This window comes from Stutzerimonas sp. S1, from assembly GCF_025966695.1.
In the GTDB taxonomy this organism is placed as follows: domain Bacteria; phylum Pseudomonadota; class Gammaproteobacteria; order Pseudomonadales; family Pseudomonadaceae; genus Stutzerimonas.
Genome location: NZ_JAOEIY010000002.1, coordinates 367,155 through 383,829 on the forward strand (window position 1 = coordinate 367,155; position 16,675 = coordinate 383,829).

The window sequence follows — 16,675 nt, forward strand, 5'->3', positions numbered from 1 at the left end:
CCCGGTCATGCCAGCTGTCCCTTTATCTTCCGTGTCTGCCAGGTGTCTGCCGTGCGAGAGCCTGTGCCGCCGCGTGCTAGCATTCCTCGCTATGTCTACTTCCATCCGCCGGGGCGTCGCCTGCGCCGTTCTACTTTGCCTCGCGTGCGCCGCTGCCCGGGCTGCCGAGCTCGATGTGCGAGTGGAGCCGGACAATCGCGAGCTGCGCCAGAACGTCGAGAACTACATCGGCGCGCTGGGCGATCGCGACGAGCGCGAGCTGTTGCGCTACAGCCGCATCGCTCATCGCCAGGCGGAAAAGGCGCTGCAAGCACTCGGCTACTATCGCGGCCAGATTGACAGCGAAGTTCGTGGCGGCGACGCGCCACGGCTGATCCTGCATATTCAGCCGGGCGATCCGGTGCGGCTGCGCACGGTCAACGTGCGCGTCGAGGGACCTGCGGCCAGCTTTGCCGGGTTCCAGGTGCCACAGCGCCAGTTGCGCAGCGGCGATGTGCTCAACCACGGTCGCTATGAAGAGGCCAAACAGCAGTTTCTCAACCAGGCTTCGCGTTACGGCTACTTCGATGGCCGCTTCACCCACCAGCGTCTGGCAATCGATCCGCAGCAGGGGCACGCTGATATCGAACTGGTATTCGACAGCGGCCCGCGCTATCGCCTGGGGCAGGTGAGCTTCGCGGGCGATGCGCCGTTCGACGAAGAGCTGCTCGCACGTATGGTGCCGTTCCAGAGCGGCACGCCCTACGACTCGGAATTGATCGCCGAGCTGAATCAGGCCCTGCAGTCGAGCGGCTATTTCGAGGGGGTGCGCGTCGATGCCAACCCTGCCAGTGCCGAGGCGCAAAGCATTCCTGTCGCCGTCCAGCTGACCACCCGCGAGCCGCGTACAGTCGGCATTGGTCTTGGCTTTTCCACCGACGTCGGTCCGCGGGTTCGGCTGAACTGGACGCGCCACTGGGTCAACCCGCAGGGCCACAGCTATGGTGCGGAAACCGAGCTGTCGGCGCCGCGGCAGAACGTCGGCCTGTACTACGACGTGCCGCTGGACCCGCCACTGACCGACAAACTGCGCTACGTCGCCGGCTACCAGTACGAAGAGCTTGCCGATACCGACAGCCTGAGCCGCCTGCTCAAGCTCGGGCCGGAATGGCACAGCGAGCTGCCCAGCGGCTGGCAGCGGGTGCTCTCGCTGAAATGGCAGCACGAGGAGTACCGCCTCGGCGACGATTCGGGATTGAGTACCCTGCTAATGCCCGGCGTGGCCTACAGCTACCTGCGCAGCGACAGCCGCATCGACCCCAGCGAAGGTTATCGCCTGCAGTTCGAGCTGGCGGCGGCCAAGGACGGCGTGCTGTCGGATGCCAATCTGGTGCACGCCAACGCCCAGCTGCGCGGCCTGACCACGCTTGGCAAGCGCCATCGTTTCCTCGGCCGCGTGCAGCTGGGCGGCAACTGGACTGACGAGTACTTCGGCGTACCGCCATCGCTGCGCTACTTTGCCGGTGGTGACCAGAGCGTGCGCGGTTACGACTACCAGAGCCTGTCGCCGACCAACTCCGACGGCGACCGCATCGGCGGCCGCTACCAGTTCGCCGCGAGCGCCGAATACCAGTATTCAATTGCCGAGCGCTGGCGCGTGGCGACCTTCGTCGATCAGGGCAACGCCTTCAACTCGCTGGACTTTCCGACGCTCAAGAGCAGCGTCGGCGTGGGTCTGCGCTGGGTGTCGCCGGTCGGACCAATCCGCGTCGACCTGGCCCATCCACTCGACGGCGATAGCGGCGTGCGCCTGCACTTCTCCATGGGGCCGGAGCTGTGAAGCGTCTCGGCTGGTCGCTGCTTACGCTGCTGCTCCTGCTCGGCGTCGCGCTGGGCGGGGTGCTCGGCACCACCGCCGGTAGCCGCTGGCTGCTCCAGCGCGTGCCCGGGCTGCAGGTCGAGGGGTTTGCCGGCCATCTCGCGGGGCGCTGGCAGGCCGAGCGCTTACTCTGGCAGCAGGGTGAGCAACGCGTCGAGCTGCTGGCGCCGCGCTTCGCCTGGTCGCCGGGCTGCCTGTTGCGGCTGACGCTGTGCATCGACGAACTGGTTGCCGAAGACGTGCAACTGCATTTCCCGCCGGGCGCCGAAGCCACCGACAGCGCGCCGTTCAGCCTGCCGGACATCCGCTTGCCGCTGGCGCTGCGCGTGGAGCGCATTGAGCTCGGCCGTGTTCGGCTGAACGACGTCGAGCAAGTGCAGGGCCTGCAGCTGCGCGCCGACTGGCGAGGCGAGGGGTTGGATATCCAGGCGCTGCACCTGCGCCGCGCCGATGGCGAGCTGCAGCTCAGAGGACGCCTGCAACCGAGCGGTGCCTGGCCATTGGCGCTGGTCGGCGAGGCGCAGCTTGGCCTGATCGAAGGGCGGCCGTGGACGCTGGCGCTGCGCCTCGATGGCGAGTTGCGCGACCGCCTGGCACTCACCGTCGACAGCCGCGGCTATCTGGACGGCACGCTCAGCGGCTACCTGCAACCGCTGGCTGAGCACCTGCCGGCGACCCTGCGCTTGCAGGCCGAGGGCTTTCGCGCCACGCCGGAGCTGCCCGACAGCCTGCGCCTGGACGCCGTCGAACTGACCGCCAGCGGCGACCTGCAGGACGGCTATCGGCTGCTCGGTAACGCCGAATTGCCGGGCGAGGGCGGGGTGGTGCGACTGGCGCTGGACGGTCTGCTCAAGGCCAGTGGCGCGACACTCGAGGTGCTCGAGCTGGACGCCGGCGACGGGCAGTACGTGCGTCTGCACGGCCAGCTCGACTGGCAGCAGGCGCTGGCCGGGGAGGCGAACCTGGCCTGGCGTAACTTTCCCTGGCAGCGACTCTACCCGCTGGCAGAACCGCCGCCGGTAAGCCTGCGCGAGCTGGACGCTCAGCTGCAGTACGACGATGGCGCCTACCTCGGTCACTTCGAGTCGGCGCTGAGCGGTCCGGCCGGCGATTTCAGCCTGGACAGCCCGCTCAGCGGCAACCTTGAGGTGGTGCACCTGCCGCAGCTGCAACTGCGCGCCGGGCAGGGTGCCGCCACCGGCAGCCTGAGCGTTGGTTTCGCCGATGGCGTCGACTGGAAGGCCAACCTGCAACTGAGCGAGCTGGACCCGGCGTACTGGCTGGCGCAGCTGCCCGGCCAGCTCGGCGGTACGCTCAGGAGCCGAGGCGCACTGCGCGACGAAACGCTGCAGGCCGAAGCCGAACTGGACCTCGCCGGCCAGCTGCGCGGCCAGCCGAGTCAGCTGCAGCTCTCGGCGGCCGGGCTGGGCACTAACTGGGACGTCCCGCGCCTCGACCTGCGCGTCGGAGCCAATCGTATTCATGGCTCCGGGCATTGGAGCGAGACGCTGGACGGCGAACTGCGTGTGCAATTGCCGCGTCTGGCGCAGCTCTGGCCTGGGCTCCGGGGGCAGCTCGACGGTCTGGTGCAACTGGCCGGCACCGCGGCCGCGCCGCAGGGTTCGGCTCGTCTGAACGGCCAGACGTTGGCTTATCAGGCCAACCGGGTGGAGCGCCTGCGCCTCGATGCCGCGCTCGGCCAAGGCGAACGCGCGACGCTGCGGCTGGTCGCCGATGCGCTGCAGCTGGGCGACAACGACATGGGCAACCTGCAGCTCGATGCCAGCGGCACGCGCGCGCGTCATCAGGCCGGGCTGCAGCTCGACGGGCCGACGCTGGACTTCGCCGCCGCGCTCGACGGCAGCCTGCAGGATGCCGACTGGCAAGGCCACCTGCTGCGCGCGACGCTCCAGGCGCACGAACAGCGCTGGGCCTTGCAGAGTCCCGCGGCGATCCGCCGTCGTGCCGATGGCCGCGTGGAGCTGGGCGCGCACTGCTGGCGCGACGCCCCGGCATCGCTCTGCGCCGAGGAGCAGAGGCTGCTGCCGGAACCGCAGTTGCGATACCGGCTGCGCGATTTCCCGCTGGACAGCCTCGCCGGCTTCTTCCCCGAGGATTTTGCCTGGCAGGGCGAGCTGAACGCCGATCTGCGCCTGGACCTGCCGGAGGCCGGGCCGAACGGCGAGCTGCGCATCGACGCCGGCGCCGGCGTGCTGCGCCTGCGCGACGGTGAGGCCTGGCACGATTTTCCCTATCGCACGCTGACGCTCGACAGTCGCCTGCGGCCGGAGCGCATCGACAGTCAGCTGCGCTTCGATGGCGGCGAGCTGGGTGAAGTGGACGTCAGCACGCGCATCGATCCGCGCCGTGCGATCAAACCGCTGGAGGGTGAGTTCCGCCTGCGTGGCCTCGATCTGGCGGTCGCGCGACCGTTCGCGCCAATGGTCGAACGCCTGCAGGGTGAGCTGAACGGCAGCGGACGGCTGGCAGGCAGCCTGCATGAACCCGAGTTGCAGGGGGAGTTGCGCCTGAGTGGCGGCGAGCTTGCCGGCAGCGAACTGCCCGTGACGCTGGAGCAATTGCAGGCGCGCCTGCTGATCGACGGCCAGCAGCTGCGGATCGACGGCGACTGGCGCAGTGGCGAGCAGGGGCGTGGTGCCTTGAGCGGCACGCTGGACTGGCACGCCGCGCCGGGCCTCGACCTGCGCCTGAAGGGCGAACGCCTGCCGGTGGTGGTCGAGCCCTATGCCGATCTTGAGGTTGATCCGGATCTGAGCATCACCCTGGCTGATGAGCAATTGGCGATCAGTGGACGGGTACTGGTGCCCCGCGGCGCGATCACCGTGCGGGAACTGCCACCGGCGACGGTCAAGGTATCCGAGGATGCGGTGATCGTCGGTGCCGAGGGCGAACCGGCAAATGCACCACTGGCGGTGAAGATGGACATCGATGTGGAGGTCGGCCAGGAACGCCTGCGATTCGCAGGCTTCGGCCTGACCGCAGATCTGGCCGGCTACCTGCACATCGGCGACAACCTGAACGCGCGCGGCGAGCTGAACCTGAACAACGGCCGCTATCGCGCGTATGGCCAGCGTCTGAGCATTCGCCGCGCGCGACTGCTATTCACCGGCGTACTGACGCAGCCCTATCTCGATATCGAGGCGATCCGCCGCGTCGAGGCGCACGACGTCATCGCCGGTTTGCGCATAAGCGGCAGCGCCGAACAGCCACGCGTCGATGTATTTGCTGAACCGGCGATGAGCCAGGAACAGGCATTGTCCTATCTGGTGCTGGGACGCCCGTTGGGCGCCGACAGTGGTGACAGCAACCTGCTGGCTCAGGCTGCACTGGGACTGGGGCTGGCCGGTAGCGCATCGATTACGGGCGGGCTCGCGCAGCGCTTGGGCATCGAGGAGTTCCAGCTGGATACCGAGGGCAGCGGCGCTGCCACCAGTGTCGTCGCCAGCGGCCGGCTTTCCGAGCGTCTGACCCTGCGTTACGGGGTAGGGGTGTTCGAGTCGTCCAACACCATCGCGCTGCGCTACCAGCTGACTCGGCGACTTTTCTTGGAGGCTGCCAGCGGGCTGGCCAGCTCCCTCGATCTGTTCTACCGACGCGATTTCTGACCGCCGCGCCGGCGGCGTGGAACTGTGCCGGCACTGGTCTACGCTGTCGTTCGTGCGCTCGGCACGATAGGTCGGAAGTTCCTGACCGTTCGGTCCGAATCGGACTTCCGAATTTTTCTGGAAACTGGCCTAATTCGTCGGCGCCCAACGACGAAGCCCGGTGTTAGCATCCGGCGTCTGCACCCCGCGCGAGAGTCGGGCAGACGTCTAGCACGAGTCTTGCAGTGCCTGTGCTTGCCGTCCCGGAACCTGGGAGGGTTCAACGGATCCATCAGTGTCGGGCCGTTGAAAAAACATCCCCCTTGTTTTTTCAACGGCTCAGGGAAGGTGGTCCAAATCGCGCGAGGATCCCTCGCTCAAAGAAAAATAAGGTGTCTCGAATGGAATTCCTGCAAAACCTAGTCAATAGCATTAACGGCCTCGTGTGGGGGCCACCCATGCTGGTTCTCATCCTCGGAACCGGGCTGATCCTGATGGTGATGCTCAAGTTCATGCCGCTGAGTCGCATCGGTACCGGGTTTGCCCTGATGTGGGGCGGTCGCACCAAGGGCGACGACGCCACCGGGGAGATCAGTCCCTTTCAGGCACTGATGACGTCTCTGGCCGCGACGGTCGGTACCGGCAACATCGCGGGTGTGGCCACGGCGATCTTCCTCGGTGGGCCGGGGGCGCTGTTCTGGATGTGGTGCACCGCGCTCGTTGGCATGGCGACCAAGTACTGTGAAGTGGTGCTGGCGGTGCACTACCGCGAGAAGGATGACCGTGGCGAGCATGTCGGTGGGCCGATGTATGCCATCAAGAACGGTCTTGGCAAGAAGTGGGTCTGGCTCGGTACGGCATTCGCCATTTTCGGCGGCTTCGCCGGCTTCGGCATTGGCAACATGGTGCAGGTCAACAGCATGGCGCATGCGCTGGAAACGACCTTCGCGGTACCGCTTTGGGTGACCGGCGTCGCCACCATGGTGATCGTCGGCCTGGTGATCCTTGGCGGCATTCGTCGCATCGGCGTGGTCGCGGCGTCGCTGGTGCCGTTCATGTGCCTGGCCTACGTCATCGCGGCCATCGTGGTGCTGGTCGTCAATGCCGAGGCAATCCCGGCGGCGTTCGAACTGATCTTTACCCACGCCTTTACGCCGATTGCCGCAACCGGCGGCTTCGCCGGCGCCGCGGTGATGGCGGCAATTCGTTTCGGCGTTGCTCGTGGCATCTTCTCCAACGAGGCAGGCCTCGGCACGGCGGGTATCGCCCAGGCAGCAGGAACCACCACCAGTTCGGTGCGCTCCGGCATGATCGGCATGCTCGGGACGTTCATCGACACCATCATCGTCTGCTCGATGACCGGTCTGGCGATCATCTGCACAGGCGTCTGGACCAGCGGCGAAAGCGGTTCCGCGCTGTCCGCGGCGGCATTCGAGGCGGCCATGCCCGGCATCGGCGGCATCATCCTGACCATCGCCCTGGTGGTGTTCGCCTTCACCACCATCCTGGGCTGGAGCTACTTCGGCGAGAAGTGCTGGGAGTTTCTGGTCGGCACCAAGGCCATCCTGCCGTTTCGCGTGATCTGGGTGATCGCCGTACCGTTCGGTGCCATCGCCCAGCTGGACTTCGCCTGGCTGCTGGCCGATACGCTGAATGGATTGATGGCCATTCCCAACCTGATCTCGCTCTTGCTGCTCAGCCCGGTTGTGGTCAAGCTGACCAAGGAATACTTCGCGCGGGCCTGAGCCTGCGCTCACCCTGCAGGCCGCGTGGGGCAATCCGCGCGCCCTTTTTCTTGGCCATGCATGCATTTGTAGAGGACACAAAAATGACTGAAGTAACCCTGCGCGGTACTCCCATCCAGGTCGTTGGCGACTTTCCGCAGACTGGACAGCAGGCGAAACCGTTCCGCCTGGTCGGTGCCGACCTCGCCGATATCGAACTGAGCAGCTTCGCCGGCAAGCGCAAAGTGCTGAATATCTTTCCGAGCATCGACACTCCGACCTGCGCCACTTCGGTGCGCAAGTTCAATGCCCAGGCCAATGCGCTGAACAACACCGTGGTGCTGTGTATCTCGGCAGACCTGCCTTTCGCCCAGAAGCGTTTCTGTGGCGCTGAGGGCCTGGAGAACGTGGTGAATCTGTCGACCATGCGTGGTGCCGAGTTTCTCGTCGACTACGGCGTAGCCATCGCCAGCGGTCCGCTGGCTGGCGTCGCGGCCCGCGCGGTCGTCGTGCTGGACGAGCAGGACCGCGTGCTGCACAGCGAACTGGTCAGCGAGATCGGCAGCGAGCCAAACTACGAAGCGGCGCTGGCCGTGCTGGCCTGACCGTCCTCATCACGGAGGCTGCAGCAATTGCAGCTTCCGTTCTGTTTCTGGCGGCATAAATCCATCGTTCTCACAGCTGCCGCCTGTCGCGCTCAATTAGCCCACCGCTGCGCTAACGGCTAGCGTTCACCCAGTCGCTCTCATCCCAGGATGGACGGCTACAGGCCCGCGTAGATGGCAAAAAGCGATTAATTCGCCACCCCGATAAAATCTTTTTTCCCTACCGCGGTCATAGAGCTGATGCCCAAGAATGGATTCACTTTATGTCCACCTCACATGTAAAAAAAATCGGTGTCTCAGGTACCGGGATGATTGCCCACGGCTTCGTGCGGTTGATCAAGCAGCACTATCAGGATATGGAAATTTCCCGCGTACTCACCCGGCGTCCGCTGGCCACGTTGACCGATTTTCCCCTGCCGGACGCGCTCACCAACTCGCTCGACGAGCTCATCGACAATTGCGATCTGATCGTCGAATGCAGTGGTGATGTGTTTCATGGCACCGAGGTGATCGAACGCGCGTTCCAGGCTGGGCTGCCGGTGGTGACGGTGAACGCGGAATTGCAGGTGACCACAGGTTCGTACCTGGCGGGCAAGGGCTTTCTTACCGAGGCGGAAGGCGACCAGCCAGGCTCGCTCGCCGCGCTGCGTGAGGACGCGCTGCAGATGGGCTTTCAGCCACTGGTCTACGGCAACATGAAGGGCTATCTGAACCACGATCCTTCACCGGAGGACATGGCGTACTGGGCCAAGCGTCAGGGCATCAGCATCGACCAGACGACCTCGTTCACTGACGGCACCAAGGTGCAGATCGAGCAGGTGATCGTGGGCAATGGCCTGGGCGCCACTATTACCCGCCAGGGACTCGAGGGACTCGCATCGACCAATCTGGACGACAGTGCCAGCGTGCTCGGCATGATGGCCGAGCGTCTGGACCAGCCGATCGTCGATTACGTGGTTCCTTCCGGCTATCCGGCGGGTGGTGTGTTCCTGGTCTGTCGACATGATGCGGAGCAGGCGCCGGCGATCGAGTACTTCAAGCTCGGCCGCGGTCCTTACTACACGCTGGTGCGGCCGTTTCACCTCTGCTCGCTGGAAGTGGGCAAGACCGTGCGCCGAGTCCTTGCCGGTGGCGGTGTGCTGTTGAACAACTCGACCAATCCGACCTTGGGTGTTGCGGCAATCGCCAAGCGTGCGATGAAACCGGGCGAGCTGATCGAGCGCGGTATCGGTGGCTTCCAGTTCCGTGGCGAGGCGATCAAGCTCGATCAGCACCCCAATCATGTGCCCATCGGACTGTTGCGCAAGACTGCGCTGCGCCGCGCAGTCGAGCCGGGGCAGATCATTACTTTCGATGACATCGACATCCTGCCAAGCCGTGCGCTGGACATCGTGCTGGAGCAGCGCAGGGCGCCGGTCAGCAGCCCTAGCCGAGGCTGGGGTGCATCGGCCATGCCGCCCATGGGCATGGTCGCACTCGGCGGCTGAATCGCTCCGTCTGAGAAAGGCCGCTGCTTGCAGCGGCCTTTTTGCATCCACAGCCGCAGAGTCACTGCAAGGTGAGTTCGTCACCGCGTTCCTGCTGCCAGTCGTCGAGATCGGGGGCGGCTTCCTCCCCGGCCATGCGGTGGATGATGGTGAAGTAGTCCTGCTTGAAGCGATCCTGCATGATTTCGCTGCGATTCTTCACCCGTACGGCATAGATGCTCTGGACGTTCTGATGGTCGAACGCGCGCCAGTACTGTTCACCCTTGAGCAACTGATAGCGATGATTCTCGAGCGCGGTGATCACCGGCTCGCTATCGAACGTGCCGGCGCGCTGCACGGCCGCTGCCCACTGACGCACGATGCCGTAGGCCGACGCTGCGGTGCTGCCCGGATAGGCCTGATGCTGCTGAATGTAGCCGTCGACGAAGGCTTGCCCCTCGGCGCTCTTCTCTAGCTTGGGCACCTGCCAGTTCCACGCCTCGGTGCCGATCACATGCTCCATCACCAGCGGTCCGGCCTGCTCGACGATGCTCTGGGTCAGGTTCGGCACAATGATCTGCATGCGTTTGCCCAGCTCCAGGCTATGTGCCAGGCGCATGGTCTGCACCAGATCTTGTCCCAGCAGGACGATCACCAGCATGTCCGCGTCGCTCGCGGCGGCTTTCCGTAGCGCCGCCAGGTAGTCGCTGCGGCGCGCGCCATGTGCGGCGATCTTCGCGTAGCCGTGGCGTGCACGGTCGCGGCTTTTGGTCGCTTCGCGCAGGGCCTGTTCCATGCTGCTACCCCAGGCATCGTCGAGGCTGATGTAGTGATAACGACGATTGGGCATGTGCCAGCTGAGGTACTCGCCCAGCACCTTCGCGCTCATCCAGGCACTGTTGGATTCGCGGAACAGGTAACGATGGCCGTCGCGGCCGGTGATTTCGTTGGCGTACGCCAGGGTGGGGAAGTACAGCAGGTCGAGTTCGCGTGCCCGCTGGCCGGCGGCGAGGGCTTCCTCGCTGTTGGCGCCGCCGAAGATCATCTTCACCCCCTGGCTGGCGAATCGGCCGACGTTGGCCTGGGCTTTTTCCGCTCGTGCGGCGGAGTTGAGACTGATCAGCTGCAGCGGCCGGCCGAGCACGCCGCCTTGCCGGTTGAGCTGGTCGACGGCGAGCAGGGCGCCGCGACGCAGTTCCAGGCCTTCGGACTTGTAGTTGCCGGTGCTCGGGTAGTTCAGACCAATGTTGATCGGTTCGGCGGCCTGCAGGGCGGGTAGGGCAATGAGCAACAACAGGGTGACCAGGGCATGACGGAACATGGCTCGTATCCTTGTGAGCGGAGAGCCGTCCGTTTTAAGAGCGCGCCACCGCCACCGAAATAGTCTTTTCAGGCCGAACCGTTGCAACTTCGGTACCTGCCCGCTGCCGTTGAAGGCGTTGAAGCCAAGACTGGCGCGGGCTGCGGCCGGGTATTGCTACCAAGGGAGGAGCAAAATCGGCACTGCGGGCAATTGTTGCGACGGCAGGGTGAACCAAGAATCTGCGGCAGACCGGGAAAATTTCCCGGCATAACAATGAACCCGCAGAGGTAGCCGCAATGAAGCACACCGGTCTTCGCAAGCCCTTCGCCCTGACGGCGCTATGCGCCGCGGTGGCGATGTCCAGCCTGTCGGCCTGGGCCGTCACCGACAAGGAAATCCTCGACGACGCCAAATCCACTCATCAGGTCGTCACCAACGGCCTGGGTTTGCAGGGCCAGCGTTACAGCACCCTGAGCACGCTGAATACCGAAAACGTCACCCAACTGCGTCCGGTCTGGGCCTTCTCCCTGGGCGGCGAGAAGCAGCGCGGTCAGGAATCCCAGCCGCTGATCAAGGACGGCGTGATGTACATCACCGGCTCCTACTCCCGCGTCTATGCGGTGGATGCCCGCACCGGCAAGGAGCTCTGGCAGTATGACGCACGCCTGCCCGACGGCATCATGCCGTGCTGTGACGTGATCAACCGCGGCGTCGCGCTGTACGACGATCTGGTGATCTTCGGCACCCTCGACGCCAAGCTGGTCGCGCTGAACAAGGACACCGGCAAGGTGGTGTGGAAGAAGACCGTGGCGGACTACAAGGCTGGCTACTCGCTGACCGCCGCGCCGCTGATCGTCAAAGGCAAGCTGATCACCGGCGTATCCGGTGGTGAATTCGGCGTGGTGGGCAAGGTGGAAGCCTACAATCCGAAAAACGGTGACCTGCTGTGGACGCGTCCGACCGTCGAAGGCCACATGGGCTACGTCTGGAAAGACGGCAAGAAGGTCGAGAGTGGCATTTCCGGCGGCGAAGCCGGCAAGACCTGGCCGGGCGACCTGTGGAAGACCGGCGGTGCGGCGACCTGGCTGGGTGGCTACTACGACCCGGACACCGACTCGCTGCTGTTCGGCACCGGCAACCCGTCGCCGTGGAACTCGCACCTGCGCCCGGGCGATAACCTGTACTCCTCCTCGCGCCTGGCGCTCGATCCGGAAGACGGCTCGATCAAGTGGCACTTCCAGTCCACCCCGCATGACGGCTGGGACTACGACGGCGTCAACGAGCTGATTTCCTTCGACTACCAGGACGGCGGCAAGACCATCAAGGCTGCCGGCACCGCCGACCGCAACGGCTTCTTCTACGTACTGGACCGCACCAACGGCAAGTTCATCCGCGGCTTCCCCTTCGTCGACAAGATCACCTGGGCCAAGGGCCTGGACAAGAACGGCCGTCCGCTCTACGACGACGCCAACCGTCCTGGCGCACCGGGCAGCGCTGACAAGGGCAAGTCGGTATTCGTCGCTCCGTCGTTCCTGGGTGGCAAGAACTGGATGCCAATGGCCTACAGCCAGGACACCGGGCTGTTCTACGTGCCGTCCAATGAGTGGGGCATGGATATCTGGAATGAGGGCGTGGCCTACAAGAAGGGCGCTGCCTACCTGGGTGCCGGCTTCACCATCAAGCCGCTGAACGAGGATTACATCGGCGTACTGCGCGCCATCGATCCGAAGACCGGCAAGGAAGTCTGGCGCTACGAGAACTACGCGCCGCTGTGGGGCGGCGTGCTGGCGACCAAGGGCAACCTGGTATTCACCGGCAACCCCGAAGGCTATCTGATGGCCTTCGACGCCAAGACCGGCAACAAGGTCTATGAGTTCAACACCGGCTCCGGCGTGATCGGCTCGCCGATCACCTGGGAAATGGACGGCGAGCAGTACGTCTCGGTGCTGTCAGGCTGGGGTGGTGCGGTACCACTGTGGGGAGGGGAGGTTGCCAAACGCGTGAAGGAATTCAACCAGGGCGGCACGCTTTGGACCTTCAAGCTGCCGAAGGATCTGGTCGCCAAGCGTTGACCGATCAACTGCGGTAAGCACAAAGGCCGGCTATCAAGCCGGCCTTTGTGCTTACGCTGTGCCCGTTCAGGCTGCCGGCGCATCGGGGCGCTGGTTGTTGCGCCGTAACTTCTTCGCCCGAGCTTCGAGCACCACGTAGACCAGCGTGGCAACCAGCAGCGGTATCAGAAAGTAGATGACCCGGTAGCCGATCAACCCGCCGACGATGGCGCCCTTGCTCATCTCGTCGGCGAGCAGGGCGACAAACACCGCCTCGATCACGCCGAGCCCGGCTGGAATATGCGTGACCACGCCGGCGATGCTGCTGATCATCAGAATACCCAGCACCTCTGGATAGGCGACCTTCTGCGACAGCATGAAGTACACCACCAACGCCATTAGCCCCCAGTTCAGTGCGCCCAGCAACAGCTGCACCAATGCCAGACGCAGCGACGGCAGATCGATCTCGTGCTGACGGATCGTCCACGAGCGCCGTTTGGAAAACCCGCACAACCCCAGATAGACCAGACAGACACCCACCAGCACCACGCCCAGCAGGCGCAGCGCGCCGGTGCCAATCTCCCAGCTCGCTGGCGGGCTGATCCAGCCCATGGCGAAGATCACGCCGGCCAGCCACATGTAACCCAGCCAGTTGGTCAGCAGGCTCAGGGTGAACACCCGGGTGATCTGCGACGGGCGCAGGCCGAGCCGCGAGTACAGCCGGTAGCGCAAGGCGATGCCGCCCACCCAGGCGCTGAGGTTGAGGTTGAACGCATAGCAGACGAAGGTAACCGGCAGAATCTGCCGTAGCGGTAGCTGGTGCCGCGCATAGCCTTTGCCCAGTACGTCGAAGAAACAGTAAACGACGTAGCTGCCGACCATCGCCGCGCCGGCCATCCACAGCGTCTCGGTGCGGTAGTTGCGCAACGTGCTGTAGACCTCCGCCCAATCGAGCTTGCGCGCCAGGCTCACCAGCAGCACCGTCACCAGCACGAAGAAGCCATAGGTGAGGATTTTCTTCAGCAGCGGCCAGTGTCGCCGCCAGCCGCCGCCTTGTGCAGCCTCGGAGCTCTGACTCATGGACGATCTCGCTGCAGGGTCGAAGGACTCGGAGAGCTCGCCACAGGTGGCGGCGGGGTTGGTTCCGCGGCGGGGTCGAGCAGCTGCAGCTTCGGTTTGTGCGCCGGAAACAGGCCGACCAGCTCGGGAAAGTGCCGCAGGAAGTGGAAGATCAGGAAGGCCAGCGGCGCACGCCACCAGAAGCCGCGCACGATGCGTTCCATCGGTATGCGCCGGCAATGATTCTGCATCAGCTCGTCCAGCTTCTCGTGCAGCTGGCGATTGAAGCTGTGATCCCGAATGATCAGGTTGGCTTCCAGATTCAGCGACAGACTCAGCGGATCGAGATTGCTCGAACCTACCGTCGACCACTCGTAGTCGGCCAGCGCCACTTTGCCGTGCAATGGCCGCCGGCAGTATTCGTGAATTTCCACGCCATCGCGCATCAGATAGTTGTAGAGCATGCGCGCGCCGAACTTGGCGATCGGCATGTCCGGTTCGCCCTGCAGAATCAGCCGCACCCGTACGCCGCGCCGCGCGGCATTGCGTATCTCACGCAACACGCGATAACCGGGAAAGAAATAGGCGTTTGCAATCAATAGCCTGGAGCGCGCATCTCGAATCGCCTGCAAGTATTGCTGCTCGATATCGTTGCGGTGTTCGTCGTTGTCGCGGGTAACCAGCAGCGCCCTGGCTTCGCCGCGACTGATGCCAACATGGGTGTTGGCCGGCTGCGGCGGTCGACGCTGCCACCAGCGCCGCGGCGCCTGTGCCGGAGCCAGCGCGGAAAGGGCAAAGCGGTGGATGTCATGCACGACGGGACCTTCAACACGCATGGCGTAGTCCTGCTTGGCGGCAGGACCGAAATCGCCCAGATGGTCGGCGGAAAAGTTGATGCCGCCGATATAGGCGACTTCGGCATCGACCACGACGATCTTGCGATGCAGCCGGCGAAACACATTGAGGCGGGTGCCCAGAAAGCGTTTGCCAGGGTCGAACATGTGGATGCGGATACCGACGCGGGTCATCGCGGCGACGAATTCCCCGCGCAGATCCGCCGAGCCGTAGCCGTCCACGGTGATATCGACCGTGGCGCCATTCTCGGCGGCGCGGATCAGCGCCTGCTGCAGCTCGGCACCGACCTTGTCCTCGAAGAGGATGAAGGTTTCCAGCAGCACCTCCTTTTCGGCCTTGGCAATCGCCTCGAATACGGACGGGAAGAACTCCTCGCCGTTTTCCAGCAACTGCAGTCGATTTCCGTCTCGCCAATGGAATTTCATAGATGTATCTCCACCGCCAGGGGCAGATGATCCGACAAGTGTGTCCAGGGTTTGTTGCCGAGAATCGTCGCGCGGTGGCTGGTGGCGTTACGCACGTAGATGCGGTCCAGGCGCAGCAGCGGCCAGCGTGCCGGGAAGGTCTTGGCGACCTGCCCCTGGGAAACGGCGAATACCTCATGCAGGCCGGCGCAACGGTCCAGCGTTTGCGTCGCCTTCAGTCGCCAGTCGTTGAAGTCGCCGGCCACTACCACCGGAGCGCCTTCGGGCAGCGAGTCGAGCAGATCGCAGAGCAGCGCCAGCTGCTGCTGACGATGAGCTTCACGCAAGCCCAGGTGGACACAGATGGCGTGGAACTCCTCATGGCCGGGCACCTGCAGCACGCTGTGCAGCAGGCCGCGGCGCTCCGGACCGGCAATGGAAACGTCGAGGTTCTCGTAGCGCAGGATCGGGAATTTCGACAGCAGGGCGTTGCCGTGATCGCCGTCCGGGTACACCGCGTTGCGGCCGTAGGCGAAATCGGTCCAGATACTGTCGGCGAGGAATTCGTACTGCGGCGTCTGCGGCCAGTTGTGAAAGCGCAGCGCATGCTTCTCGTGCGTGCCCAGGACTTCCTGCAGGAACACAATGTCCGCCGACACGGCGCGCACCGCTTCGCGCAGTTCCGGCAGGATGAAGCGGCGGTTCAATGCGGTGAATCCCTTGTGGGTGTTCACGGTGAGCACATGGACCGAATGGACGGCGGTGGACAGGTGCGCATCCAGATCGCTGCTGTCGAGTACATGGTCTTTTTCCAGGGTCACGCTAATGCTCCTTCCAACTGGCCCGGCGTGGTTTCCAGGTCTTGCTCCAGGTCCAGACGGCGCAGCAACTGGCGTGCGTCGTACGGAGCCCGGACCTTCACATCGTTATCGAAGTAGCAGTACACGTCGCGGGCCCGCCGCCGCGGCGGCTTGCGCGGGGTGATGAGTTGCGCGTCGTCCGGTTGCGAGCCGTTGCTCCAGCGACGGATGCGCCGGCTCCAGGCGTCCAGCGCCTGCTCGGTGTAGCCGCTGGTATACAGCTGCTCCGCGCCATGCAGACGGATGTAGACGAAGTCGCTGGTGAGGTCCTCGCGGTAAGGCCACTTGCCGGCGGTATCGGCGACCACCAGTGCCACCCGGTGTTTGCGCAGCAGGGCGACGAAGCTGGCGTCGACGAAGCTCTCATGGCGGATCTCCACGGCATGGCGCAGCCGCCGTTTGCGGTCGATCTGCAACAAGCTCCGCCCGGCCATGCGGGGTTCGCAGCCCTTGGCGATGGCCAGGGCAGCCGCGGTATCGTGGGGCAGCTGGGCGAGGAATGCCTCGAAGGTGTCCGGCTCGTACCGGAACGATGGCGGGAACTGCCAGAGCAGCGGCCCCAGCTTGTCGCGCAAGGCGAAGATCCCCGAGGCAAAGAAGTTGGCGATGGGCTTTTCCACCTCACGCAGGCGCTTCACATGGGTGATGAAACGTGGCGCCTTGACGCTGAAGACGAAACCCGGCGGCGTCTCGGCATACCAGGAGGCATAGCGCTCCGGTGTCTGCAGGGCGTAGAACGATCCATTGATCTCGATGCTGCTGACCGCCCGCGAGGCGAAATGCAGCTCGTCCTTCTGCTTAAGGCCTTTGGGATAGAAATCCCCGCGCCAGGGCGCGTAGCGCCAGCCGGAAATGCCGATGTGAATGCCTGCCATCGTCCGTCTC

The 16,675-nt window shown here is 64.5% G+C and carries 11 protein-coding genes; 6 read left to right on the forward strand and 5 right to left on the reverse strand.

The features are described 5' to 3' along the window. Nucleotides 1-91 precede the first annotated feature (91 nt). From N8H22_RS05635 to N8H22_RS05655, 5 genes are all read left to right on the forward strand, one after another. Nucleotides 92-1,819, forward strand: a complete 1,728-nt coding sequence (locus tag N8H22_RS05635; RefSeq protein WP_264589633.1) for an autotransporter assembly complex family protein — start codon at nucleotides 92-94, stop codon at nucleotides 1,817-1,819. Continuing rightward, on the forward strand, nucleotides 1,816-5,484 hold the full coding sequence (locus N8H22_RS05640) for a translocation/assembly module TamB domain-containing protein (protein WP_264589634.1): 3,669 nt from the start codon (nucleotides 1,816-1,818) through the stop codon (nucleotides 5,482-5,484). The genes N8H22_RS05635 and N8H22_RS05640 overlap by 4 nt, the downstream gene beginning before the upstream one ends. A gap of 380 nt (nucleotides 5,485-5,864) precedes the next feature. Beyond that, nucleotides 5,865-7,208: a sodium:alanine symporter family protein gene (locus N8H22_RS05645; RefSeq protein WP_264589635.1), complete on the forward strand. Its 1,344-nt coding sequence runs from the start codon at nucleotides 5,865-5,867 to the stop codon at nucleotides 7,206-7,208. A gap of 83 nt (nucleotides 7,209-7,291) precedes the next feature. Next, complete coding sequence (gene tpx / locus N8H22_RS05650) at nucleotides 7,292-7,792, forward strand: thiol peroxidase (protein ID WP_264589636.1); 501 nt, start codon at nucleotides 7,292-7,294, stop codon at nucleotides 7,790-7,792. Nucleotides 7,793-8,100: 308 nt separating this feature from the next. After that, complete coding sequence (locus tag N8H22_RS05655) at nucleotides 8,101-9,279, forward strand: NAD(P)-dependent oxidoreductase (RefSeq protein WP_264589838.1); 1,179 nt, start codon at nucleotides 8,101-8,103, stop codon at nucleotides 9,277-9,279. 61 nt (nucleotides 9,280-9,340) lie between these two features. On the opposite strand, the gene N8H22_RS05660 is transcribed toward N8H22_RS05655, so the two are convergent. Beyond that, complete coding sequence (locus tag N8H22_RS05660; RefSeq protein WP_264589637.1) at nucleotides 9,341-10,579, reverse strand: substrate-binding protein; 1,239 nt, start codon at nucleotides 10,577-10,579, stop codon at nucleotides 9,341-9,343. A gap of 278 nt (nucleotides 10,580-10,857) precedes the next feature. Between N8H22_RS05660 and N8H22_RS05665 the strand changes: the two genes are divergently transcribed. Continuing rightward, a complete protein-coding gene (locus tag N8H22_RS05665) occupies nucleotides 10,858-12,633 on the forward strand; it encodes a PQQ-dependent methanol/ethanol family dehydrogenase (RefSeq protein WP_264589638.1) in 1,776 nt (591 codons plus the stop codon). Nucleotides 12,634-12,699: 66 nt separating this feature from the next. On the opposite strand, the gene N8H22_RS05670 is transcribed toward N8H22_RS05665, so the two are convergent. The 4 genes from N8H22_RS05670 to N8H22_RS05685 are packed head-to-tail and all read right to left on the reverse strand — an operon-like array spanning nucleotide 12,700 to nucleotide 16,665. Continuing rightward, nucleotides 12,700-13,692 carry a lysylphosphatidylglycerol synthase domain-containing protein gene (locus N8H22_RS05670; RefSeq protein ID WP_264589639.1) on the reverse strand — a complete coding sequence of 331 codons (993 nt, stop codon included), beginning with the start codon at nucleotides 13,690-13,692 and terminating at the stop codon, nucleotides 12,700-12,702. Beyond that, nucleotides 13,689-14,951, reverse strand: a complete 1,263-nt coding sequence (gene clsB / locus N8H22_RS05675; RefSeq protein WP_264589640.1) for a cardiolipin synthase ClsB — start codon at nucleotides 14,949-14,951, stop codon at nucleotides 13,689-13,691. The genes N8H22_RS05670 and clsB overlap by 4 nt, the downstream gene beginning before the upstream one ends. Further along, the gene (locus N8H22_RS05680; RefSeq protein ID WP_264589641.1) at nucleotides 14,948-15,751 is read right to left on the reverse strand and encodes an endonuclease/exonuclease/phosphatase family protein; all 804 of its coding nucleotides are present in this window, start codon (nucleotides 15,749-15,751) and stop codon (nucleotides 14,948-14,950) included. Before N8H22_RS05680 ends, clsB begins: the two co-directional genes overlap by 4 nt. After that, nucleotides 15,748-16,665: a DUF72 domain-containing protein gene (locus N8H22_RS05685; protein ID WP_264589642.1), complete on the reverse strand. Its 918-nt coding sequence runs from the start codon at nucleotides 16,663-16,665 to the stop codon at nucleotides 15,748-15,750. Before N8H22_RS05685 ends, N8H22_RS05680 begins: the two co-directional genes overlap by 4 nt. Between the last annotated feature and the right edge of the window lie 10 nt (nucleotides 16,666-16,675).